Here is a 23,937-nt window from a genome sequence, read left to right as displayed (position 1 = left end):
GAAGGCGGGGTCGATCCCTGCCGAGCCAGTCTACTGGGCGGCCATCCAGGCTGCGCGATCGCGGTCGATCTTCGCGCCTCGCACCATGCAGAAGACCCAGAGGGCCGTGAACACGAGCCCCACGAAGACGGCCGCGGGCAGCACGAAACCGGTGATGAGCATGAGCAGGTGCACCGCCCACCCCATCACGATGCCGATGCGACCGAAGCGCATCGCGGCGAGGGCCGCGATGATGACCACTGCGAGGCCGCCGCCGATGAAGAGACCGAGCTCGCGCGGGTCGAGGATGCCGAGGCCGAAGATGGTGAGCCCCATGAGCACGACGATGATGAGCTCGAAGCCGAGCACGATCGAGGCGAGCGCCTTCTGCGTCGAGCCCGCGCCCCGCCCCGCGCCCGACACGCGGAGAGCCGCATTGTGCGCGCGCTCCTCGGAGGGCGAGAGCACGAGGTCGTCGTCCGAGCCGGGCTGCTGATCGGTCATGCGCTCCCCCAGCCCTCGGCGCGCGCGTGGGCGATCGCCTCGCCGGCGAGCACGACGGAACCGACGACCAGCACCGCGCGGCCCTGCTCGCGAGCGGCCCACGCCCGCGCCTCGTCGAGCGCCTCCGCCAGCGACTCCGCGACCTCGACCGCGGTCTCGGGCATCGCTTCGACGGCGATCTCCCGCAGCCGGTCCGACCCGATGCTGCGCGGCGAATCCACTCGCGTGACGGTGGCGCGATCGGCGATCGGCGCGAACTTCTCGAGCAGACCCGCGGCATCCTTCTCCGCCAGCACGCCGACCACTATCGCGATCTCGGTGAACGCGAACGATTCGACGACCGCGCGCACGAGCGCTTCGGCTCCATGCGGGTTGTGCGCCGCATCGACGTAGACGACGGGGTCGGCGCTGATGAGCTGCAGACGGCCCGGCGAGGTCAGCTGCCCGAAGCCCTCGTCCATGATCTCCTCGGGGACCGGGCGGTCGAAGAACGCCTCGACGGCCGCGGTCGCGAGGGTCGCGTTCTCGGCCTGATGCCGCCCGAACAGCGGCACGAACACCGGATCGTAGGCCTGGCCCGAGACGCCGAGCACGTCGATCTGGCGTCCGCCGACCGCGAGCCTGTCCTCGACGAGGCGGAAGTCGCGGCCCTGCACGATGAGACGCGCGCCGTGGCGTTCGGCCGCCGCTTCGAGCTCCTCGAGCGCTTCCGGCCGCTGCTCGGCCGTCACCGCGGTGCTGCCGGTCTTGATGATGCCGGCCTTGGTGCGCGCGATCGTCTCGATGTCGGGCCCGAGGATGGCCGTGTGGTCGAGGGCGATCGGGGTGAACACCGCGACCTGCGCATCGACGATGTTGGTGGCATCCCATTCGCCGCCCATCCCGACCTCGATGACCGCCACATCGACGGGAGCATCGGCGAAGACGGCGTAGGCGAGCACGGCGAGCGCTTCGAAGAAGGTGATGGGCCCCTGCCCGGCGGCCTCGAGCTCGGCGTCGACCGCCTGGAGCGGCAGCTCGAGCTCCTTCCAGGCCGATTCGAGCACGGCGCCGTCGACGGGCTCGCCGTCGATCTGGAAGCGCTCGGTGAAGTCGACGAGGTGCGGGCTCGTGAAGAGACCGGTGCGCAGCCCGTGCGCACGCAGCAGCGACTCGATCGCCCGGCTGGTCGAGGTCTTGCCGTTGGTGCCGGCGATCTGGATGACGGGGAACGACAGCTGCGGCGATCCGGCGAGCTCGGCGAGTCGGCGCACCGGCTCGATACGGGGGCGCGGGTTCGCCTCGCCCACCCGCGTCATGAGCTCCTCGAAGACCCGTTCCGCGGGCTCGGAGCCGCCCGCGCCGACACCACCGGTGACCAGGGGGCTCATCGCGCGGCCTCGATCACGATCTGCACCGCCGCCTTCTCGGCGCCGAGAGCGGAGGCCGTGGTCGCGAAGACGCCATCGGGCGTCTGCTCCGGAGCCTCGCCCGTGCCTTCGCCGAGGCCGAAGCTCGTCGCGAGGGTCTCCCTCGCGATCAGATCTGCGTGCGCCTCGAGCGCCGCGGCGTACTCGGGAGCCGCGCTCAGGGTGAGCGAGATGCGATCGCTGACGTCGAGGCCGGCGTTCTTGCGCGCCTCCTGAACGGCGCGGATCGCGTCGCGCGCGATGCCCTCCGCTTCGAGCTCCGGAGTCGTCGCCGTATCGAGCAGCAGGAAGCCGCCGCCGGGAATCAGCGCGAGCGCAGAAGCTCCCGCGGAGTCGTCGCCCGCCTTGAGCGTCAGCTCGTACTCGTGCGGCTCGAGGGCGATGCCGCCGGCCGTGACGACGCCGTCGACCTCGCTCCAGTCGCCCGACTTCGCGCCCTTGATCGCCTGCTGCACCTGCTTGCCCAGACGAGGGCCCGCTGCACGCGCGTTGACGGCGAGGGTGTGCACGATGCCGTGCTCGGCCGCGCTCCCCTCCGTCTGCTGCGCGAGCTCCACCGACTTCACGTTGAGCTCTTCGCGCAGAATGTCGGTGAAGGGTTCGAGCGCTGCTGGTCGCGTCGTGACCACGGTCAGCCGCGCGAGCGGCAGACGCACGCGCAGGCGGCGGGCCTTGCGCAGCGAGAGCGCGTGCGAGGTGATGTCGCGCACCTCGTCCATGGCCGCGACGAGCTCGTCGTCGACCGGGAACTCGTCGGCGACGGGCCAGTCCTCGAGGTGCACCGAGCGGCCGGCGCTGCGGCCCTCGGTGTACCCGAGCCCGCGCCAGATCTGCTCGGTGACGAGCGGCGCCAGCGGTGCGGCGACCCGGGTGAGCGTCTCGAGCACGGTGTACAGGGTATCGAAGGCCTGCCGGTTCGCGGGGTCGCCGGTCGCGCCCTCCCAGAAGCGATCGCGCGAGCGCCGCACGTACCAGTTCGTCAGCACCTCGGCGAACGCGCGCAGCGACTCCGCAGCGGAGGTCGTGTCGAGGCCCTCGAGGTGCGCTTCGACGTCGCGCACGAGCTGCCCGGTCTTCGCGAGGATGTAGCGGTCGAGCGGATCGCTCGAGTCGGTGCGGCGCACGCCTTCGGTGCCGTCGGCGTTCGCGTAGAGGCTGAAGAAGTACCAGGTGTTCCACAGCGGCAGGATGAACTGGCGCACGCCCTCGCGGATGCCCTCCTCGGTGACGATGAGGTTGCCGCCGCGCACGACGGGCGATGCCATGAGGAACCAGCGCATCGCGTCGGATCCGTCGCGGTCGAAGACCTCGTTGACGTCGGGGTAGTTGCGCAGGCTCTTCGACATCTTGTTGCCGTCCGAGCCGAGCACGATGCCGTGGCTGATCACGTTCTTGAACGCGGGGCGGTCGAAGAGCGCGGTCGCGAGCACGTGCTGCACGTAGAACCAGCCGCGGGTCTGACCGATGTACTCGACGATGAAATCGGCGGGCTGGTGCGTGTCGAACCAGTCTCGGTTCTCGAACGGGTAGTGCACCTGGGCGAAGGGCATCGACCCCGAGTCGAACCAGACGTCGAAGACGTCCTCGATGCGGCGCATGGTCGACTTGCCGGTCGGGTCGTCCGGGTTCGGCCGGGTCAGCGAGTCGATATAGGGGCGGTGCAGGTCGGGCTCGCCGTCGTCGTTCACGGGCAGTGCCCCGAAATCGCGCTCGAGCTCGGCGAGCGAGCCGTAGACGTCGACGCGCGGGTGCTCGGGGTCGTCGCTCTTCCAGACGGGGATCGGGCTGCCCCAGTAGCGGTTGCGGCTCACCGACCAGTCGCGCGCACCCTCGAGCCACTTGCCGAACTGGCCGTGCTTCACGTTCTCGGGCACCCAGGTGATCGCTTCGTTGTTCTCGAGCATCCGCTCCTTGATGGGAGCGACGCGTACGAACCAGCTCGAGACCGCCTTGTAGATGAGCGGATTGCGGCAGCGCCAGCAGTGCGGATAGCTGTGCTCGTAGCTCTGCTCGCGCAGCAGCCGGCCGTTCTGCTTCAGCAGACGGATGAGCGGCCGGTTCGCATCCATCCACAGTTCGCCGGCGACGTCGGTGACGGCCTTGATGAAGCGTCCGCTGTCGTCGAGGCTCACGATCGTCGGCATGCCCGCAGCGGTCGTGATGCGCATGTCGTCTTCGCCGTACGCCGGCGACTGGTGTACGATGCCGGTGCCGTCGCTCGTCGAGACGTAGTCGTCGACGAGGATGCGCCAGCAGTTCTCGGTGCCCCAGGTCTCGGCATCGGCGAAGTAGTCGAACACGGCGGTGTAGCGCACGTCGGCGAGGTCGGCGCCGCGCACGGTTCGCGCCGCGGCCTCGCGCACGGCGTCGGCGGATTCGTAGCCGAGATCCTTGGCGTAGTTGCCCGCGAGATCGATGGCGATGAGGTATTCCGCCTCGCCCTCGGCAGCGCCGTCGGCCGCGCCGAGCGGCCCTGCCGGCACGACGGCGTAGTCGATCTCGGGCCCGACTGCGAGCGCGGCGTTCGTCGGCAGCGTCCACGGGGTCGTCGTCCACGCGAGGGCGCGTACGCCGGTGAGTCCGAGCGCTTCAGCGCGATCGCCTGTGAGCGGGAAGGTCACCGTCACCGACGGGTCCTGGCGCATCTGGTAGACGTCGTCGTCCATGCGCAGCTCGTGATTCGAGAGGGGAGTCTCGTCGCGCCAGCAGTAGGGCAGCACGCGGTGGCCCTCGTAGGCGAGGCCCTTGTCGTAGAGCTGCTTGAACGCCCACAGCACGCTCTCCATGTACCCGAGGTTCAGCGTCTTGTAGTCGTTCTCGAAGTCGACCCATCGCGCCTGGCGGGTGACGTACTCCTCCCACTCCTTCGTGTACTGCAGCACCGACTCGCGGGCCTTCGCGTTGAACTCCGCGACGCCCATCTCCTCGATCTGGCTCTTCTCGGTGATGCCGAGCTGCTTCATCGCCTCGAGCTCGGCCGGGAGGCCGTGAGTGTCCCAGCCGAAGCGGCGCTCGACCTTCTTGCCGCGCATCGTCTGGAACCGCGGGAAGACGTCTTTCGCGTAACCGGTCAGCAGGTGGCCGTAGTGCGGCAGGCCGTTGGCGAAGGGAGGGCCGTCGTTGAACACCCATTCGGGCGCGGACTCGCGCTGACGGATGGATTCGCGGAACGTGTCGTCGGCGGCCCAGTAGCCGAGCACGCTCTGCTCGATCTCGGGGAGCTTCGGCGACGGCGAGACGCCGAACGCTGCTCCTGAGCGGTCTTCGGCTGCTGGCTGCTCTGCACCGGTGTGCTGCTGCGGGTACGGCATGGGGGTCCTTGTCGGCTGCGGCTGATCGTGTCCTGCTGCCGGGACGGGCCGATGAGATTCGTCGACCCGCGGTACCACCCCGCTTGCCGCACTGCACCCTTGCGGATGCCTGCGCGGCCACTTCGTTCGGCTGTAACGGGCCACCCGCTCGGTTCTACTGAGCGCCGCGGCGAGCCGCGGCACCGTTCTTCCGAGGACTCCCCGGTGATAGCCGGTTCGCAGTCCTTGAAGACCACCCTATCGCATCGTATCCGAGCAGAGCCCGAACCGGGCCGCAGCCCGCGGATGCGGCCCGGCGGCCCGCCGAACGGACTTCCAGGTAACGAACGCATAACGACTGCTCGAAGTGAGAACTCCAGATCAGGCTAACAATCGGATCTTCATAGCGACCGATGGCCGAAACACAGGCATTGCAGATCGCACCACACCCTTGTTAGCGTCGAAGACAGCGTTGAGTGCAGAAATCAGTGCCGCTCATTGCGCCCCCGGACCGAAAACGCTGAGATACGGCGAACCGGGATGAGTGCGATGGCAGGTGGCCGATATGCTCGCGCAATACCAGATGCAGGCCTGCTGAGAGGCCTTCGCTCGGCAGCGCCGGAAAACGGCTCGACCGATCGGAATCGTTTGCGACGACCCCGTCGTTCCCGGCCTCTCGGATTCATTATCGAGAGAGTTGAAGAAGTGAATACACCACCCGAGCACAGCGCCGCGGTCGTCCCGGCGATCGAGGTGACGGGGGCCTACAAGGTCTTCGGCCGTCGCGCGCGCGAGGCCGTGAAGCGGTTGAAGAGCGGAGCCACGCGCGACCAGGTGAAGCAGTTCGGCACGGCCGCGGTCATTGACGCCGACTTCACTGTGCAGCCGGGCGAGATCTTCGTCGTCATGGGCCTCTCCGGATCCGGCAAGTCCACGCTGATCCGCATGCTCAACGGGCTGAACCCGACGACAGCGGGCTCGATCAAGGTGCAGGGCGCCGAAGTGGTCGATCGCTCCCCCGCCGAACTGCGCGAGATCCGTCGCGACCGCATGTCGATGGTGTTCCAGCACTTCGCGCTGCTCCCGCACCGCACCGTGCTCGAGAACGTGGCGTACGGCCTGGAACTGCAGGGCGTTCCGCTCGCCGAACGCAACGAGCGCGCCACCGGGTGGCTCGCCCGCGTCGGCCTCGCCGGCTGGGAGAACCATATGCCCGGCGAACTGTCCGGCGGGATGCAGCAGCGCGTCGGCATCGCCCGCGCCTTCGCCGCGGACACCGATATCCTGCTCATGGATGAGGCGTTCTCGGCACTCGACCCGCTGATCCGCCGCGAGATGCAGGAGCAGCTCGTCGAGCTGCAGCAGGAGCTGGGCAAGACCATCGTCTTCATCACCCACGACCTCAACGAGGCGATGTTCCTCGGCGATCGCATCGCCGTCATGCGCGACGGCCGCATCGTGCAGGTGGGCACCCCGAACGATATCCTCACCGACCCCGCGAACGACTACGTCGCCCAGTTCGTGCAGGATGTCGACCGTGCGCGCGTACTGACCGCGGGCGATGTCATGGAGCCGCCGCGCGCCGTCGTCCCCGCCAGCGCCGGCCCGCGCACCGCGCTGCGCACGATGCGAGACCTGCAGACCTCCGCATGCTTCGTGACCACCGGGTCGCGCAAGCTCCTCGGCGTCGTCCGCGACAAGGACGTGCTGCGCCAGGTGCGCGAGGGCGGCAGCGACATCACCGAGCGGCTGCGTCCGACGCCATCGATCGTGAAACCCGACCAGCTCATCTCCGAGTTGTTCGAGCTCGCCGTCGAATCGCCGCTGCCGGTCGCCGTCACCGATGAGGCGGACCGTCTCATCGGCGTCGTCCCCCGCGTCACGCTGCTCGCAGCGCTCACCGACCTGCCCGCCGTCACTACGGAGATCCCGATCATCGAACCCACGCCCGACGTTCCCGCAGACATCATCACGCAGACGCTCGCCGCCGCGACCGCGGGCGGCGCTGAGGACGGGGAGGCGCGCTGATGGACGGATTCCGCATTCCGCTCGGCGAATGGGTCGCCGACGGTCTCGACTGGTTCAAGAGCACCTTCGACGGGCTGCTCGACGTGATCACGCTCGTCGTGAAGATGCTCGTCTCCGGGCTCGCCGACGGTCTCACCGCCGTCCCGTTCGCCGTACTCATCATCGTCTTCGCGCTGATCGGCTGGCTCGTCCGCTCGTGGCAGCTCGCCGTCGGCACGCTGCTCACGATGCTGCTCATCGTCGCGATGGGGCAATGGGAGAACGCGATGCTCACCCTCGCGCTCGTGATCGTCGCCGCAGCGATCGCCGTGCTGATCGCGGTGCCGCTCGGCATACTCGCCGCGCGGCACGACGCGTTCAGCGCGATCGTGAAGCCGATCCTCGACTTCATGCAGACGATGCCGGCCTTCGTCTACCTGATCCCCGCCGTGATCTTCTTCAGCATCGGCTACGTGCCGGGCGTCTTCGCGACCGTGCTGTTCTCGGTCGCGCCGGGAGTGCGCTTCACCGAGCTCGGCATCCGCGGCGTCGATTCGGAGACGGTCGAGGCGGGCTACGCCTTCGGCGCGACTCCGGGCAAGATTCTCCGCGGCATCCAGCTGCCCCTCGCCATGCCGACCATCATGGCCGGCATCAACCAGGTCATCATGCTCGCGCTGTCCATGGCCGTCGTCGCCGGCATGGCCGGAGCGAACGGTCTCGGCAAGGAGGTCGTCGCGGCGATCGCGACCCTCAACATCGCCCAGGGCGTGGAAGCCGGTCTCGGCGTCGTGATCCTCGCCGTCTTCCTCGACCGCGTCACCGCCGCGCTCGGCAACCCCGGCGACTACCGCCACTCGCTGCTCGGCGCGCTGCGCAAGCGGCGCGATGCGCAGCGCAAGCAGGCCCTGGCCAAGGCGGCCTGACCGGCCGCTGCACGACTTCTAGAAACCCACCAGCCGTGCGTTCGTCGCACGGGAAGAAAGGACGCAATATGCACATGCGCAAGCTCACCGGATTCATCGCACTCGGAGCCGCCGCGGCTCTCGCGCTCACCGGCTGCTCCGGCTCCGGCGATGGAGAGGCCACGGGCGGCGACCAGGGCACCATCACCCTCGGCTTCCTCCCCAGCTGGACCGACGGCCTGAGCACGGCGTACCTGCTCGAGGATCAGCTCGGCAAGATGGGCTACGACGTGAAGATGGAGGAGCTCACCGAGGCGAGCGTGCTCTACACCGGCCTGGCGAGCGGCGACTTCGACATGTACCCGTCGGCCTGGTCCGAGGTCACCCACGCGACCTACATGGAGCAGTACGGCGACGACATCGACGATCTCGGCGCGTACTACGACGGCGCCGTGCTCACCATCGCCGTGCCCGAGTACATGGACGATGTGAACTCGATCGAGGATCTCACGGGCCAGGCCGACCGCTTCGGCGGGGAGATCATCGGCATCGAGCCGAGCGCCGGCCTCACCGAGCAGACCGAGACCGTCATGATGCCCGAGTACGGACTCGATTCGGAGTACGAGCTCGTCACCTCGTCGACCGCCACGATGCTCGCGACACTGCAGGACAAGATCGACAACGAGGAGGACGTCGTCGTCACGCTGTGGCGCCCGTTCTGGGCGAACGACGCCTTCCCCGTCAAGGATCTCGAGGATCCGAAGGGCGCCATGGGCGAGCCCGAGTCGCTGCACTTCCTCGGCAAGAAGGGCTTCGCGGACGAGTTCCCCGAGGTCGCCGAGTACGTGTCGAAGATCAAGCTCGATGACGCCGCGTACGGCGCCCTCGAGGGACTGATCACCGGCGACGAGTACCAGGACGACCCGCAGGGCGCGGTCGACGCCTGGCTCGCCGAGAACGCCGACGCCTACCCCGGCCTGCTGACCGACTGACGCTCGGTCGACAGAGCGACGAAGGGTCGTCCGGTGCAGGTCACCGGGCGACCCTTCTGCCGTGCACCGCCTCCCCGCTTTCCCGAACGCCAGCGGCTAGACTGGGTCGGGTTGACCATCAGGCACCAGAGCCCGTCCGCCGAATCGGCCGGCTCGATCACGCGGTGCCGCCCATAGCGAAAACGGAGCCCCTGTATGAGCGCGATCCCCGACAAGCCGAAACTCGAAGGACTCGAGGAGAAGTGGGGCGAGGTTTGGGAAGCCGAGGGCACGTACGCCTTCGATCGTGCGGGCGCGACCCGCGATGACGTCTACAGCATCGACACTCCCCCGCCCACCGCATCGGGCTCGCTGCACGTCGGCCACGTCTTCTCGTACACCCACACCGACACCGTCGCGCGCTTCCAGCGCATGCGCGGCAAGCGCGTCTTCTACCCGATGGGCTGGGACGACAACGGCCTCCCGACCGAGCGCCGCGTGCAGAACTACTACGGCGTCCGCTGCGACCCCGCGCTCCCCTACGTCGACGGCTTCGTCCCCCCGCATGACGGCGGCGACGGCAAGAGCATCAAGGCCGCCGACCAGCAGCCGATCTCGCGCCGCAACTTCATCGAGCTCTGCGAACGCCTGACGGAAGAGGACGAGCAGCAGTTCGAGGATCTGTGGCGCACGCTCGGCCTCTCGGTCGACTGGAAGCAGAGCTACCGCACGATCGGCCATGAGTCGCTGCGAGCTTCCCAGCTGGCGTTCATCCGCAACATCGAGCGCGGCGAGGCCTACCAGGCGCAGGCGCCGACGCTGTGGGACGTGACCTTCCGCACCGCCGTCGCGCAGGCCGAGCTCGAGGATCGCGAGCAGCCGAGCGCTTACCACGCGCTCGCATTCCACAAGAGCGATGGATCGGGCGACCTCCTCATCGACACCACCCGCCCCGAGCTGCTCGCGGCATGCGTCGCCCTCGTGGCCCACCCGGACGACGAGCGCTACCAGGCGCTCTTCGGCACGACGGTGCGCACGCCCCTCTTCGACGTGGAGGTGCCGATCGTCGCGCACCACCTCGCCCAACAGGACAAGGGCACCGGCATCGCCATGATCTGCACCTTCGGCGATGTCACCGACGTCATCTGGTGGCGCGAACTCGATCTGCCGAACCGCGCGATCCTCGGCTTCGATGGCCGCATCGTCTCCGAGGCCCCCGAGGCCATCACCTCCGCACGCGGCCGCGAGCTCTTCGCCCAGCTCGCCGGGAAGACCGTCTTCAGCGCCAAGGCGGCCGTGGTCGAGGCCCTGCAGTCCTCGGGCGAACTCGTCGGCGAGATCCGCAAGATCACCCACCCCGTGAAGTTCTTCGAGAAGGGCGACAAGCCGCTCGAGATCGTCTCGACACGCCAGTGGTACATCAAGAACGGCGCCCGCGACGAGGCGCTGCGCGAGCGACTCCTGGCGCACGGCAAGCAGCTCGAATGGCATCCCGACTTCATGCGGGTGCGCTACGAGAACTGGGTCGAGGGCCTCTCGGGCGATTGGCTCATCTCGCGCCAGCGCTTCTTCGGCGTCCCGATCCCGGTCTGGTACCCGCTCGACGCCGACGGCAACCCCGTATTCGATCGTCCGATCCTGCCGAGCGAGGACAGCCTGCCCGTCGACCCGTCGAGCGACGTCCCCGTCGGCTACGACGAGTCGCAGCGCGGCGAAGCGGGCGGCTTCCAGGGCGAAGTCGACGTGATGGATACCTGGGCGACGTCATCGCTCACCCCGCAGCTCGCCGGCCAGTGGGAGCGGGATCCCGCGCTCTTCGATCTCGTCTCCCCCTACGATCTGCGCCCGCAGGGCCAGGACATCATCCGCACCTGGCTCTTCTCGACCCTGCTGCGCTCCGAGCTCGAGTCGGGCACCCTGCCCTGGAAGAACGCGGGCATCTCGGGCTGGATCCTCGACCCCGACCGCAAGAAGATGTCGAAGTCGAAGGGCAATGTGGTCACTCCGGCGGGCATGCTGCAGCAGCACGGCTCGGACGCGGTGCGCTACTGGGCGGCATCGGCGAAGCTCGGAACCGACGCCGCCTTCGACCCGCAGAACCCGACCCAGATCAAGATCGGTCGCCGTCTCGCCATCAAGCTGCTGAATGCGGCGAAGTTCACGCTCTCGTTCGATGCGTCGGGCGCCGGGACGGTGACCGAGGCCATCGACCGCTCGATGCTCGCGGGCCTGCAGCACGTGATCTCAGGCGCCACTCGCGCCTTCGAGAACTACGATCACGCCCGCGCTCTCGAGATCACGGAATCGTTCTTCTGGACCTTCTGCGACGACTACCTCGAGCTCGTCAAGGAGCGCGCCCACAACGGCGTCGGCCAGGAACAGGCCTCCGCCGTCACCGCGCTGCGCACGGCGCTCTCCGCGTTCGCACGCCTGTTCGCTCCGTTCCTCCCCTACGCGACGGAAGAGGTCTGGTCCTGGTTCGGCGAGGGCTCCGTGCACCGCGCCGCCTGGCCGAGCGCTGCTGAGGTGCAGGAGTTCGTGGGCGATGACGCCGACTCGGCGCTGCTCGACCTCGTCGGGCGCGCGCTCATCGGCATCCGCGGCGCCAAGACCGAGGCGAAGGCGTCTCAGCGCACGCCCGTCGAGCTCGCCCGGGTGCACGCCCCTGCGGCCGATCGCGATCGTCTCGAGCTCGCGTCCGCCGACCTCGCGGCGGTGGGCCGCATCGCGGATCTGCGCATCGAGGCCGCCGACGTCGACGCCGTGACCGTCGCCGAGATCCGCCTCGAGCAGGTCGAGGGCTGATCATGCAGCTGGGGGTGCGCTGGCAGGCCGGGGACGCGCCGCACCGCAGCGTGCCCCCGCTGCTGCACGACGCGATCGCGGAGCAGGAGGCCGTCCACCCCGGAGCGTCGGCCTGGACGCTGACCTGGCTCGAGGGCCGGCCGCGGGCGGCCCTCGACGACCTCGTCGTGCTCGGCGTCGATGCCGCGGGACGGGTCGGCGCGGTCGACGCAACCGAGCGACCGGATGCGCCGGGTGGCCACTCCGACGATGACGACGACTGGCTCAACTGAACGACACTTCCGAAACGAGGCATCACCCATGCTGCAGCACCCGTATCGCTCGGTAGCGGCTTCGCTGGCCGCCGTGCTCGTCGCGTTCTCGCTCGCGGCCTGCGCGCCCGAGCCCGGCTCCGCGCCCGATGGGAGCGAGTTCCACGGCAAGAACCCGATCGAGCAGGGCGAGGCCGAGCATCCCGAGCCTCCGGAGGAGGCGTTCGAGAAGCGCACCGAGATCCCCGAAAGCTTCCCCGCCGCCTTCCCCCTGATCGACGGCCTCACCGTCGACGACACCGGCGAACGCGAACCGGGGGTCTGGTTCATCGTCTTCGAAGCCAGGGATCAGGCCGGCGCCGACGCGGCCTGGCAGGCCGTGATCGAACAGGGCGGGTTCACGGTCGGCGAGACCGCCGATACCACCGAGGGCGGCATCGCCGCGACGCTCACGAGCGCGGAGCTCTCCGTCATCGCCGTCACGATGCCCGAACCCGATGGCGGCCCGGTCTTCTTGAACTACGACATCACGAGCATCGCCGGTTGAGCTCCTCCGGGGCCCGGGGCCCGCGAGGCCGTCTCAGGCGCTGCGCTCTGCGCGCCCGTGGGCCTGCAGCACCCGGGGCGGAGCCTCACCGAGCACGGCCTCCCGCGTCACGATGACCTTGGCGACATCTCCCGCCGAGGGCACCTCGAACATCACCGGGCCCAGCACGTCCTCCATGATGGCGCGCAGTCCTCGCGCGCCCGTCTTCCGGGCGACGGCGAGCTCGGCGATCGCCTCGAGCGCCTGCGGTTCGAACTCGAGGCCGACGCCGTCGATCTCGAACATGCGCTGGTACTGCTTGACGAGCGCATTCTTCGGCTCGGTGAGAATGCGCGTGAGCGCCTCGACGTCGAGCGGGCTGACCGTCGCGACGACGGGAAGACGGCCGATGAACTCGGGGATCAGCCCGAACTTGTGCAGGTCTTCCGGCTGCACCTCGGAGATCAGCTCGTCGTCGTTGCGCTTGCTCGCGACCGGCGAGCCGAAACCGATGCCGCCCTTGCCGAGGCGCGATCCGATGATCTCCTCGAGGCCGGCGAAGGCGCCCGCGACGATGAACAGCACGTTCGTCGTGTCGAGCTGGATGAACTCCTGGTTCGGGTGCTTGCGCCCGCCCTGCGGCGGGATCGAGGCGACGGTGCCCTCGAAGATCTTGAGCAGCGCCTGCTGCACCCCTTCGCCCGACACATCGCGGGTGATCGAGGGGTTCTCGGCCTTGCGCGAGATCTTGTCGATCTCGTCGATGTAGATGATGCCGGTCTCGGCGCGCTGCACGTCGAAGTCGGCCGCCTGCAGCAGCTTCAGCAGGATGTTCTCGACGTCCTCGCCGACGTAGCCCGCCTCGGTGAGCGCCGTCGCATCCGCGACCGCGAAGGGCACGCCGAGCTGGCGCGCGAGGGACTGGGCGAGATAGGTCTTGCCGCACCCGGTGGGCCCGAGCATGAGGATGTTCGACTTCGCGATCTCGACCTGCTCCGACGCCTCCTCGGCGGCGGTCAGCGCCGACATCGCGCGCACGCGCTTGTAGTGGTTGTAGACGGCAACCGCGAGCGACTGCTTCGCGCGCTCCTGGCCGATCACGTACTGATCGAGGAACTCGGCGATCTCACGGGGCTTGTGCAGCGCGAAGTCCGAGGGCTCCGCGGTCTGATGCTCCGCGAGGCGCTCCTCGATGATCTCGTTGCAGAGCGCGACGCACTCGTCGCAGATGTAGATCTGCGGGCCGGCGATGAGCTGCTGCACCTGCTTCTGCGATTTCCCGCAGAAGGAACACTTCAGCAGCTCGCTGCTCTCGCCGATCTTCGCCACCCCAGGCTCCTTCACACTCGGTATGCATCAACTTCTTATGAAGACTAACCGCACCCGCCGACATTGCCCTGCTGGGCACGCCGTCTCGAGCCGCAGTCGCTCGAACAGGGTGCGCGGGAGCGGCCCCCGATCCCTGCAGAAGCAACGGGATGCGGGGGCCGCGAGCCGATCAGGCGTTCTTGCGGCTCGTCAGCACCTGGTCGACCAGACCGTATTCGAACGCCTCCTGGGCGCTCAGGATCTTGTCGCGATCGATGTCCTTGTGCACTTCCTCGATCGAGCGCTTCGAATGCTTCGAAAGCGTCTCCTCGAGCCAGTCGCGCATGCGCATGATCTCGGCGGCCTGGATCTCGATATCGGAGGCCTGGCCGTGCCCCGCCTGCCCGACCGAGGGCTGATGGATCAGCACGCGCGCGTTCGGCAGCGCCAGCCGCTTGCCCGGCTGGCCACCGGCGAGCAGCACCGCGGCGGCCGAAGCGGCCTGACCGAGGCACACCGTCTGCACATGCGGACGGATGTACTGCATCGTGTCGTAGATCGCCGTCATCGCCGTGAACGAACCGCCCGGCGAGTTGATGTACATCGTGATGTCGCGCTCGGGATCCTGGCTCTCGAGCACGAGCAGCTGGGCCATGACATCGTCCGCCGACGCGTCGTCGACCTGCACGCCGAGGAAGATGATGCGGTCCTCGAAGAGCTTCGCATACGGGTCCTGGCGCTTGAAGCCGTAGGCCGTGCGCTCCTCGAACGACGGCAGCACGTAGCGGGCGTCGGGCATCTGCAGGCCGGAGCCCCCGGCCTGCGGCATCTGAAGGTTCGTCATATCCGGGTTCTTCCTCACCGTTACTTGTTCGTGCCGCCGCCGCCGACGACGTCTGCGGCAGAATCGCGGATGAAATCGACGAAACCGTACTCGAGCGCCTCATCGGCGGTGAACCAGCGGTCGCGATCGCCGTCGGCGTTCACCTGCTCGACGGTCTTGCCCGTCTGCGCCGCCGTGATCTCGGCGAGGCGGTTCTTCATCGAGGTGATGAGCGCCGCCTGGGTCTGGATGTCGCTCGCGGTGCCGCCGAAGCCGCCGTGCGGCTGGTGCAGCAGCACGCGGGCGTTCGGCGTGATGTAGCGCTTGCCCCGGGTGCCCGCGGTGAGCAGGAACTGCCCCATCGAGGCCGCCATGCCGATGCCCACCGTGACGATGTCGTTCGGCACGAAGCTCATCGTGTCGTAGATCGCCATGCCGGCCGTGATCGAGCCGCCGGGCGAGTTGATGTAGAGGTAGATATCCGCTTCGGGATCCTCCGCTGCGAGCAGCAGGATCTTGGCGCAGATCTCATTCGCGTTCTCATCGCGTACTTCCGACCCGAGCCAGATGATGCGATCCTTCAGCAGCCGGTCGAACACCTGGTTCGGCGGGGGCGTCTGTTCTGCCATGCGGCGCTCCATTCTTGTTGTCTGATTCGAGGCTATCGACTCGCCGGGCGATGCGCGGCCGTGTTCGCTGACGGCGACACGTCGCGGGCGCCCCGTCGCCCGGCGTGCCCGAGAAGACGGAAGAGGGATCCCGCGCCTCGGCGGCGGGATCCCTCTTCACGGTGTTCGCGCAGTGCGAAGCGCCCTACTCGGCGGCTTCGGTCTCCGCAGCCTCGGTCTCGGCGGCCTCGGCGGCCTCGGGGGCCTCCTCCGCCTCGTCCTCGGTGTCGACCGAGACGAACTCGCTGAGGTCGACGACGTTGCCCGACTTATCGGTCACCTTCGCCTTGCCGAGCGCAACGGCGAGCGCCTTGTTGCGGGTGACCTCGCCGAGGATGACGCCCATCTGGTCGCCCTGGCTGATCGCCTGGAGGAACTGCGCGGGCTCCATGCCGTACTGCTGCGCCGACTGGAAGATGTACTGCGACAGCTCGTTCTGGGTCGGAGTGACGCCCTCTGCCTCGACGATCGCGTCGAGGAGCAGCTGCAGCTGGATCTGCTGCTCGGAGGACTTGCGCACCTCGGCGCGGTGCTCGTCGTCCTCGAGACGGCCTTCGCCCTCGAGGTGACGGTGCACCTCCTCCTCGACGAGCTCCTCGGAGACCGGGATGCCGGCCTGCTCGATGAGGGTCTCGGTGAAGATGTCGCGCGCCTGCTGGCCCTGAGCGAAGACGGCGGTGCGGTCGGCCTGCTCCTTGAGGCTCTCGCGGAGCTCGGCGATGGTGTCGAACTCGCTCGCGAGCTGCGCGAACTCGTCGTCGGCCTCGGGGAGCTCTCGCTCCTTGACGGCGGTGAGCGTCAGCTCGACCTCCGCCTCCTTGCCCTCGTGCTCGCCGCCCAGCAGCTGCGAAGCGAACGTGGTGGTCTCGCCGGCGGTCAGCGTCTCGACGGCTTCGTCGGTGCCCTCGAGCAGGTTGCCCGCGCCGACCTCGTACGACACGCCCGAAGCCTGATCGACGTCTTCGCCGTCGATGCGCGCGACGAGATCGAGCTCGACGAAGTCGCCCTTCGCTGCGGCGCGGTCGACGGTGACGAGGTTGCCGAAGCGCTCGCGCAGCTTGGTCAGCTCGGCCTCGACGGCGTCGTCATCGGTCTGCGCGTCGTCGACGACGATCTCGAGACCGTCGTAGTCCGGCAGGGTGAACTCGGGGCGCACCTCGACCTCGAAGACCAGCACGAGCTCGCTCTTCTCGTCCTTCGCGTCGGGCCAGGCCTCGACGTCGGCGCTCGGGCGGCCCATGGGGCGCTCGCCCGACTCGTCGAGTGCGGCGCGGTAGAAGTCGTCCAACGAGGCGTTGACGGCCTCCTGGATGACGGCCTCGCGGCCGACGCGCTGATCGATAATCTGCGCGGGCGCCTTGCCCTTGCGGAAGCCGGGGATCGACACCTGCTCGGCGATGGTCTTGTAGGCCTGCTTGAGGTACGGATCCAGCTCGCTCTGAGCGACGGTGGCGCTCAGCTTCGCACGGGTCGGGGTGAGCTTCTCAGCGGTGATCTTCGGCAATTTGGCCTCTCATGAATCGAATTCGTTCTACTGCCTGTCGGGTCTGATGACCCTGGTCGGGGCAACAGGATTTGAACCTGCGACCTCCCGCTCCCAAAGCGGGCGCTCTAGCCAAGCTGAGCTATGCCCCGAAACACGTGGGTGTCACCAAGCGCCGCGCGGGTCTCCGCGCAACCTGAGCAAGTCTAGCCGAAAGCCGCCGAGGGTTCAGCAACCGCGCGAATGCGAACCTCTCGAGTTTTGCACTATGATCGATGAGGTGCTGCGGCGCCGACCCCCTCCGGGGATGTAGCTCAATGGTAGAGCCCCAGTCTTCCAAACTGGTCACGCGGGTTCGATTCCCGTCATCCCCTCTGTGAACAACGAGGTGAACCCCTGCCATCGGTAGGGGTTCACCTCGTTTCCGGGTTGACGGGAATCGAACCCCGCAAGGGGCGCGACAGCATGAGCACGCATCGCGTGCGAACTGTCGCGGCGCGAGCGCAGGCGGAGCCGTAGCGAGCGCGGCGAATGCCGGGCGCAGCCCAGCATTCGCGTCGATTCCCGTCATCCCCTCCACTTCGTTCCGGGTCTGAGACCGGGAATCGCGCGAGATTCGATGGACGCGATGCGTCCATCCCTGAGAATCGTCGCGCCCGTCATCCCCTCGGTCAATAACGACGATCGCCCCCTGCCTCGGTAGGGGGCGATCGTCGTCTCACCGGGTCGCGTCGCGGTGGTGCTCCGTGTAGTCGGCGTACACCTCGGCATTGCGCTGCACGGCGGCGCGGTCGGATTCGCGCAGCTCGCGCACGACCCGCCCGGGGATGCCGGCGACGAGCGAGTGGGGCGGCACGACCATGCCCTGGGGCACGAGCGCGCCGGCGGCGATGAGCGATCCCTCGCCGATCACCGCACCGCTGAGCACCGTCGAGTTCATGCCGATGAGGCACCCGTGCTCGACGCGCGCCCCGTGCACGACGGCGTTGTGGCCGATCGAGACGTCGTCGCCGATGATCGCCGCGCCTGATTCGGAGTCGCCGCGCTGGGTGTGGATGACGACGCCGTCCTGCACATTGGTGCGGGCGCCGATGCGCACCGCGTTCGAGTCGCCGCGCACGACCGCGTTGTACCAGATGCTCGACTCCTCGCCGATGACGACGTCGCCCACGACGATCGATCCCGGCGCGAGCCATGCCGTCGCATGCACGTCCGGGGCGCCGTACGGCGGCACCGCGATCTCGAGCCCCCGCTGAACTGCCGCCTCGGCCATGAGTCCTCCTCGCGGATAGCGAAAAGCCCCTACCGAATCGGTAGGGGCTGAATCCGCTCCCCCTGCTGGTCTCGATCCAGCGACATCCTGATTAACAGTCAAGCGCTCTGCCAACTGAGCTAAGGGGGAATATTGCCGAAGCAACGTCCTCTATCCTAGGCAAACCCGAGGATGCCGCGCAAATCGAATCGTGCGCCCCGGGCGCGTCGGGCCCGCGGGCCGCGAACGGAGCACTGCCGCTCCCCCGCCGACGCGCCTATTCCTCGGCGATCTCGTCGTACGCGGTCGCACGCAGCGCCTGCGCGAGGCGCTGCACGTAGCCGTGGTCGGCATTGCGGAAGATATCGTTGATGTCGCCCTCGCCGACGAAGCGCCCCTGCTGCATGACGAGCACGTTCTGCACGAGCGCCTCGAGCATACCGATGTCGTGGCTGATGAGCATCATCGAGGCACCGGTGCGCGAGCGGTACCACTGCAGCAGTTCGACGATCTTCGGCCGGTTGTTGGCGTCGACCCCGAGGGTCGGCTCGTCCGCGATGAGCAGGGCCGGGTCGAGCATGAGCGCGCGGATCACGGCAATGCGCTGCCGCTGCCCCTTCGAGAGCTCGTACGGATACTCCTGCAGCTTGCTGAGCGGCATGGCGACGATGTCCATCATCTCGGCGATGCGCTCGCCGAGCTCTTCCCGGTCGAAGTTCTTCGACCGTTCCGCGATCGGCTCGAGCAGGATGTCGCCGACGTTGAGCTCGGGCACGAGCGTCGCCCCGGCATCCTGCGCCAGGTACCCGACATAGGCGGTGAGGCGGCTGCGGGTGCGACGGCCGAGGCGGCGCATCGGCACGTCCATGACCGAGGCCTCGCCGCCGCTGTGCTTGATGCGCGCCGCCTTCTGCCCGGCGTCGAGCGCGCGGCCGGCGAGGAACTTCGTCAGGGTCGACTTGCCCGAGCCGCTCTCGCCGAGCAGCGCCGTGATGCCGCCTCGCGGCAGCTGGAACGACACGCCCTCCACGGCCTGGAACGATCGGCCGCCGGCGTGCGCCGGGTAGGAGAGTGAGAGGTCGGAGACCCGCACCACGGGGTCTGCATCGACGACGGGGTATGCCATCAGGCCTCCTTCTAACCGTCAGTTGCTTCGTGCGGACGTGCTTTTTCAGCCTACGCGGTCACTCTTCGCGTAAGCCCCGACGCGCCGCCTCGAGCGCAGCCAGCTGCTCCTGGATGCGCCGGGAGCCCGCGTCGCTCGGGTTGCCGATGCGCTGCATCCGGGCGAGCAGCTCCTGCTTCAACGAGACCAGGTCGCGGTCGAGCAGCGAGACGACGACGCCGCGGGCGTAGGCTTCGAGCATGTCGGGGTTGCGCTGCGGGATGGGCGCGATCGCCAGCTCGCGCACGAGGCCCCGATGCGTCTCGGGGGCAGCGGCGATCACGGCGTCGAGCCATTTGTCGGTGCCGAGCGCCGGCAGTCCGGCGGCGACGGCGTCGCGCACGACGCGCAGCGGTTCGGTCGTCACCTGGGCCGTGACGGCCTGCTGCATGAGGCCCGGGCCGACGGCGACGCCCTGCTGCAGCATCGCCATGAGCGCATCGCGCTCGAGCCAGGCGACGGGGGTGCTGGGCAGGGTCGAGAGCGAGATCCGTGCGGCGCGGGCGCTCTCCTCGCTCCAGGGATCGCCCCCGTCGTCGCCCCAGTCGCTCGGCGCATCGGGTACGCCGACCGGGCCGCCGTGCGCGCGGCCGGTGCGCGGCTGCGGCTGCGGCGCGGGGCGCTGCGGGCCGCGCCCGCCGCCCTGCGGCGCGGGCTTCGCGCTCGCGGCGCGCACGGCCTGCTGCACCTCGACGAGCTCGCTGCCGAGCATGCGGGCGAGCTCACGGGTGTAGCCGGGCCTGAGGGCCGGATCCTTGATCTCGGAGATGATGGGGGCGGCGGCGCGCAGCGCGTTGAGCCGGCCCTCGACCGAGTTGAGGTCGAAGCGGGCGACCTCCTGGCGCAGGGCGAACTCGAACAGCGGGGTCTTCCGCGCGAAGAGTTCGCGCACGGCGTCGTCGCCGCGGTGCAGACGGAGGTCGCTCGGGTCAAGTCCGTCGGGCGCGACGGCGACGTAGGTCTGCGCGGTGAAGCGCTTCTCCTCGCTGAAGGCGCGAAGGGCCGCTTTCTGGCCCGCTTCGTCGGGGTCGAAGGTGAAGACGACTTCCGCCGCCGAGTCGTCGCTCATGATGCGCCGCAGCACGGAGATGTGATCCTTGCCGAATGCCGTGCCGCACGTCGCGACGGCGGTCTCGACGCCGGCGAGGTGGCAGGCCATGACGTCGGTGTACCCCTCGACGACCACGGCGCGCCGACCGCGGGAGATCGCCTTCTTCGCGAGATCGAGGCCGTAGAGCACCTGCGACTTGTGGTAGACCGGCGTCTCCGGGGTGTTCAGATACTTCGGGCCGTTGTCGTCCTCGTACAGCTTGCGCGCGCCGAACCCGAGGGTCTGCCCGCTCGTGTCGCGGATCGGCCAGACGATACGGCCGCGGAAGCGGTCGTAGACGCCCCGCTGCCCCTCCGAGACGAGGCCAGCCTGCACGAGTTCGACCTGGGTGTAGCCGGCGGCGCGCAGGTGCTTCGTGAGGCCGTCCCAGCCGCGCGGGGCGTAGCCGACGCCGAAGCGCTCGCACGCGGCGTCGTCGAATCCTCGGCCCGAGAGGAACTGGCGCGCCGCTGCGCCCTCCTCTTCCGCCAGCTGCTGGCGGTAGAAGGCTGCGGCCTCCTGGTTCGCGGCGAGCAGTCGGGCCCGGTTCGGGCCGTCCTCGCGCTGGAACCCGCCCTCCTCGTACGTGAGCGTGTAGTGGATGCGGGCGGCGAGACGCTCCACCGACTCCGCGAAGGTGAGGTGGTCCATGCGCTGCAGAAAGGTGAAGGCGTCGCCCGATTCGCCGCAGCCGAAGCAGTGGTAGTAGCCGAGGGCCGGCCGTACGTGGAAGCTGGGGCTGCGCTCGTCGTGGAAGGGGCAGAGGCCCTTCATCGAGTCGATGCCGGCGTTCTTCAACGTGACGTAGTCGCCGACGAGATCGCCGAGGTTGACGCGGCGCTTGACCTCCTCGATGTCACTCGCCTGAATACGCCCTGCCATGCTGATGAGCATACCGGCTGGCTCGCGCCGAAGGTCGTGTGGAGCCGTATCGCCCACCGGAGCCTCTCGGATGCGCACAGAGGCTCCACGCTTCGGAGGAAATCTGGTGCGGCCGCGCCGCTGGTGCGGAACGCGATGCGTTCCGCCTAAACCAGCGGCGCCGTGCACAGCCGCTGGTACCAGGCGATCGCCGACTGGTCGGTGAGCGATGCGACCTGATCGACGATGGCGCGCCGCGCCGCCGCCTCGCTCCCGGCCGCGCGGAAGTCGGCGGCGTAGGCGGGTTCGAGCTCATGCGCCCCCGACTCCCAGAGCGTGTGCAGCAGCTCAGTGAGCAGACCGCGCTGACGCCGATAGGTCGGCCTGCGGCGGTCGCTCTGCATCACGAAGGCGGCGACGATGCCCTTCAGCACGGCGATCTCGGCCTGGATCTCGTGCGGCACGACGATCTCGGCCCCGTAGCGGGCGAGCGGCCCGGGCGCCGCCGCATCGAGCGTGGCGCCGATCGAGCCGCGGGCGAAGCGGCCGATCATCTCGCTCGTGAAGTTCTTGAGACGGGCCTGATGGCGGCGCGATCCGTCCCACGCATCCGACCAGCTGCGGCTCGCCGACATGCGGTCGTACGCGGCGCCGAGGTCGTCGGTCGTGAACCGGTCGTCCGCCCACGCCGCGACCTGCGCGATCAGGGCGCTGTGCCCCGAGCGCGCGGTGAGGAACGCGGGGTCGATGTGCTCGCTGACGATCGCGTCCTCGAAATCGTGCACGGAGTAGGCGATATCGTCGGAGAGGTCCATGACCTGGGCCTCGACGCACTTGCGCCGATCGGGGGCGCCGTCGCGCAGCCAGTGGAACACGGGGGCGTCATCGGCGAAGTAGCCGAACTTCACGCCGCCCGCGGCCCCGCCGGGGCCCGCTTCGTCGAGCGCCCAGGGGTACTTGCAGCTCGCGTCGAGCGTGGCGCGGGTGAGGTTCAGCCCGACGCTCTCGCCGCTCTCGGCGAAGTGCTTGGGCTCGAGCCGCGTGAGGATTCTGAGCGTCTGCGCGTTGCCCTCGAAGCCGCCGAAGCCCGACATCCACTCGCCGAGCGCCTTCTCGCCGTTGTGCCCGAACGGCGGGTGGCCGAGGTCGTGGGCGAGGCAGGCCGTATCGACGACGTCCTGCGACAGCCCCAGCGACGCGGCGAGCTCGCGCCCGATCTGCGCGACCTCGAGCGAATGCGTCAGCCGATTGCGGGCGAAGTCGACGCCGGCGGTCGGGCTGAGCACCTGGGTCTTCGCGGCGAGCCGGCGCCAGCCGCTCGAGTGCAGCACGCGTGCGCGATCCCTCGCGTAGTCGCTGCGCGGCCCCCGGTGCTGCTCGGGCATGAAGCGCTCGGCGTCGCGGGCGCCGTAGCCGGCCGGGGTCTGCGCATCAGCCACCGTCCGAGCCTCCGTCGACGCGCTCGGCCTCGGCCACGATCGCGCGGGCCGCACTGTCGATCGAACGGCTCTGCAGCCAACCGTCGGGCAGGTGCACGCTCTTCGGGCTGCCGGCGCGGCCGCGCTGCCCCTCGGCGCCCTCGCCCGGGTAGGGCATGGAAGCGTCCATGGTCCGGAAGATCTCGTCCATCTGCTCGAGCGACTCGACCGTCGCGAGCGCGCGACGGGTGTCGCCGCCGACGCCGTAGCCCTTGAAGTACCAGGCCACGTGCTTGCGGATGTCGCGGCAGGCGCGGCCCTCGTCGCCGTCGAAGAACTCGACGAGCAGTTCGGTGTGGCGGCGCATGGCGTCCATCACGAACCCGAGCGGCGGCTTCGCGAGCGCGCTCGCGGCCTCATCGGCCGAGATCTCGCCGGCTTCGGCGCGGAACGCCGCGTGCAGATCGCCGAACAGCCACGGCCGCCCGAGGCAGCCGCGCCCCACGACGACGCCGTCGCAGCCGGTCTCGCGCACCATGCGGAGCGCGTCGTCGGCCGACCAGATGTCGCCGTTGCCGAGCACCGGCACGCTCGTGATCGTCTCCTTGAGCTTCGCGATCGCGCTCCAATCGGCGTGGCCCGAATAGAACTCGTTGGCGGTGCGGCCGTGCAGCGCGATCGCCGCGACTCCCGCCTGCTCGGCGGCCCGCGCGGCATCGAGGTAGGTGAGGTGGTCGGCGTCGATGCCCTTGCGCATCTTCACCGTGAGCGGGATGTCGCCGGCGGCGCGCACCGCCTCCTCGACGATCGAGCGGAACAGATCGCTCTTCCACGGCAGGGCCGACCCGCCGCCCTTTCGCGTCACCTTCGGCACCGGGCACCCGAAGTTCAGGTCGATGTGGTCGGCCAGATCCTGATCGACGAGGAAGCGCACCGCCTCCGAGACCGTCTTCGGATCGACGCCGTAGAGCTGGATCGACCGGAGCGTCTCGCTCTCGTGGTGCTTGATGAGCCGCAGCGATGCCGGCGTGCGCTCGACCAGCGCTCGGCTCGTGATCATCTCGCTGACGTAGAGGCCCGCGCCGTATTCGCGGCACAGCCTGCGGAAGGCGGTGTTCGTGATGCCCGCCATCGGCGCGAGCACGACGGGGACATCGAGTTCGATCGGGCCGATGCGCAGGCGTTCGCCGTGCAGAGTCTGAGCAGTCATATCGCCCCCATT

18 protein-coding genes and 3 tRNA genes are annotated in these 23,937 nt (G+C 68.9%); 7 read left to right on the top strand and 14 right to left on the bottom strand.

What is annotated here, in order from left to right:
* Nucleotides 1–30 precede the first annotated feature (30 nt).
* From ACUYTF_RS12080 to ileS, 3 genes are read right to left on the bottom strand one after another with little or no spacing between them, the layout of a single operon-like run.
* A complete protein-coding gene (locus ACUYTF_RS12080) occupies nucleotides 31–483 on the bottom strand; it encodes a DUF4233 domain-containing protein (RefSeq protein ID WP_434143498.1) in 453 nt (150 codons plus the stop codon).
* Nucleotides 480–1,853 (bottom strand): glutamate ligase domain-containing protein, encoded by a 1,374-nt coding sequence (locus tag ACUYTF_RS12075; protein WP_434143496.1) that lies wholly within the window; start codon nucleotides 1,851–1,853, stop codon nucleotides 480–482. Before ACUYTF_RS12075 ends, ACUYTF_RS12080 begins: the two co-directional genes overlap by 4 nt.
* Complete coding sequence (gene ileS / locus ACUYTF_RS12070) at nucleotides 1,850–5,203, bottom strand: isoleucine--tRNA ligase (protein WP_434143494.1); 3,354 nt, start codon at nucleotides 5,201–5,203, stop codon at nucleotides 1,850–1,852. Before ileS ends, ACUYTF_RS12075 begins: the two co-directional genes overlap by 4 nt.
* Nucleotides 5,204–5,887: 684 nt before the next feature.
* Between ileS and ACUYTF_RS12065 the strand changes: the two genes are divergently transcribed.
* From ACUYTF_RS12065 to ACUYTF_RS12040, 6 genes are all read left to right on the top strand, one after another.
* Nucleotides 5,888–7,210 (top strand): betaine/proline/choline family ABC transporter ATP-binding protein, encoded by a 1,323-nt coding sequence (locus tag ACUYTF_RS12065; RefSeq protein WP_434143493.1) that lies wholly within the window; start codon nucleotides 5,888–5,890, stop codon nucleotides 7,208–7,210.
* Complete coding sequence (locus tag ACUYTF_RS12060) at nucleotides 7,210–8,115, top strand: ABC transporter permease subunit (RefSeq protein WP_434143491.1); 906 nt, start codon at nucleotides 7,210–7,212, stop codon at nucleotides 8,113–8,115. The genes ACUYTF_RS12065 and ACUYTF_RS12060 overlap by 1 nt, the downstream gene beginning before the upstream one ends.
* Before the next feature lie 68 nt (nucleotides 8,116–8,183).
* Nucleotides 8,184–9,086, top strand: coding sequence for a glycine betaine ABC transporter substrate-binding protein (locus tag ACUYTF_RS12055; RefSeq protein WP_434143489.1), 903 nt, complete (start codon nucleotides 8,184–8,186; stop codon nucleotides 9,084–9,086).
* Nucleotides 9,087–9,281: 195 nt separating this feature from the next.
* Entirely contained in the window at nucleotides 9,282–11,870 is a 2,589-nt protein-coding gene (gene valS / locus ACUYTF_RS12050; RefSeq protein ID WP_434143487.1) for a valine--tRNA ligase, read from the top strand.
* Nucleotides 11,871–11,872: 2 nt separating this feature from the next.
* Entirely contained in the window at nucleotides 11,873–12,142 is a 270-nt protein-coding gene (locus ACUYTF_RS12045; RefSeq protein WP_434143485.1) for a Fe-S oxidoreductase, read from the top strand.
* Between the two features lie 28 nt (nucleotides 12,143–12,170).
* Nucleotides 12,171–12,668 carry a hypothetical protein gene (locus tag ACUYTF_RS12040; RefSeq protein WP_434143483.1) on the top strand — a complete coding sequence of 166 codons (498 nt, stop codon included), beginning with the start codon at nucleotides 12,171–12,173 and terminating at the stop codon, nucleotides 12,666–12,668.
* Between the two features lie 33 nt (nucleotides 12,669–12,701).
* Here ACUYTF_RS12040 and clpX read toward each other — a convergent pair whose 3' ends face one another.
* From clpX to ACUYTF_RS12015, 5 genes are all read right to left on the bottom strand, one after another.
* Nucleotides 12,702–13,976 carry an ATP-dependent Clp protease ATP-binding subunit ClpX gene (gene clpX / locus ACUYTF_RS12035; RefSeq protein WP_434143482.1) on the bottom strand — a complete coding sequence of 425 codons (1,275 nt, stop codon included), beginning with the start codon at nucleotides 13,974–13,976 and terminating at the stop codon, nucleotides 12,702–12,704.
* 169 nt (nucleotides 13,977–14,145) lie between these two features.
* Nucleotides 14,146–14,799 carry an ATP-dependent Clp protease proteolytic subunit gene (locus ACUYTF_RS12030; protein ID WP_434143480.1) on the bottom strand — a complete coding sequence of 218 codons (654 nt, stop codon included), beginning with the start codon at nucleotides 14,797–14,799 and terminating at the stop codon, nucleotides 14,146–14,148.
* A gap of 20 nt (nucleotides 14,800–14,819) precedes the next feature.
* Nucleotides 14,820–15,407, bottom strand: a complete 588-nt coding sequence (locus ACUYTF_RS12025) for an ATP-dependent Clp protease proteolytic subunit (RefSeq protein ID WP_434143478.1) — start codon at nucleotides 15,405–15,407, stop codon at nucleotides 14,820–14,822.
* A 184-nt stretch (nucleotides 15,408–15,591) separates the two neighbouring features.
* Nucleotides 15,592–16,950, bottom strand: a complete 1,359-nt coding sequence (tig, locus tag ACUYTF_RS12020) for a trigger factor (protein ID WP_434143476.1) — start codon at nucleotides 16,948–16,950, stop codon at nucleotides 15,592–15,594.
* A gap of 53 nt (nucleotides 16,951–17,003) precedes the next feature.
* Nucleotides 17,004–17,081: transfer RNA gene (locus ACUYTF_RS12015), tRNA-Pro, on the bottom strand.
* A gap of 151 nt (nucleotides 17,082–17,232) precedes the next feature.
* Between ACUYTF_RS12015 and ACUYTF_RS12010 the strand changes: the two genes are divergently transcribed.
* Nucleotides 17,233–17,303, top strand: a tRNA-Gly gene (locus ACUYTF_RS12010).
* A 344-nt stretch (nucleotides 17,304–17,647) separates the two neighbouring features.
* Here the strand turns inward: ACUYTF_RS12010 and ACUYTF_RS12005 are convergent.
* The 6 genes from ACUYTF_RS12005 to dusB form a co-directional block, all read right to left on the bottom strand.
* A complete protein-coding gene (locus ACUYTF_RS12005) occupies nucleotides 17,648–18,202 on the bottom strand; it encodes a DapH/DapD/GlmU-related protein (RefSeq protein WP_434143474.1) in 555 nt (184 codons plus the stop codon).
* Nucleotides 18,203–18,258: 56 nt separating this feature from the next.
* Nucleotides 18,259–18,331 (bottom strand) — tRNA-Asn (locus tag ACUYTF_RS12000).
* Between the two features lie 127 nt (nucleotides 18,332–18,458).
* Complete coding sequence (locus ACUYTF_RS11995; protein ID WP_434143472.1) at nucleotides 18,459–19,307, bottom strand: ATP-binding cassette domain-containing protein; 849 nt, start codon at nucleotides 19,305–19,307, stop codon at nucleotides 18,459–18,461.
* Nucleotides 19,308–19,365: 58 nt separating this feature from the next.
* Nucleotides 19,366–21,318, bottom strand: coding sequence for a DNA primase (gene dnaG / locus ACUYTF_RS11990; protein ID WP_434143471.1), 1,953 nt, complete (start codon nucleotides 21,316–21,318; stop codon nucleotides 19,366–19,368).
* A gap of 146 nt (nucleotides 21,319–21,464) precedes the next feature.
* On the bottom strand, nucleotides 21,465–22,736 hold the full coding sequence (locus ACUYTF_RS11985; protein ID WP_434143469.1) for a deoxyguanosinetriphosphate triphosphohydrolase: 1,272 nt from the start codon (nucleotides 22,734–22,736) through the stop codon (nucleotides 21,465–21,467).
* Entirely contained in the window at nucleotides 22,729–23,925 is a 1,197-nt protein-coding gene (gene dusB, locus ACUYTF_RS11980) for a tRNA dihydrouridine synthase DusB (protein WP_449279855.1), read from the bottom strand. Before dusB ends, ACUYTF_RS11985 begins: the two co-directional genes overlap by 8 nt.
* Nucleotides 23,926–23,937 lie beyond the last annotated feature (12 nt).

Source organism: Leucobacter sp. GX0328 (genome assembly GCF_053567315.1).
Note: the sequence above shows the minus strand (reverse complement) of the source record. Positions and strands in the feature narration are given on the sequence as shown.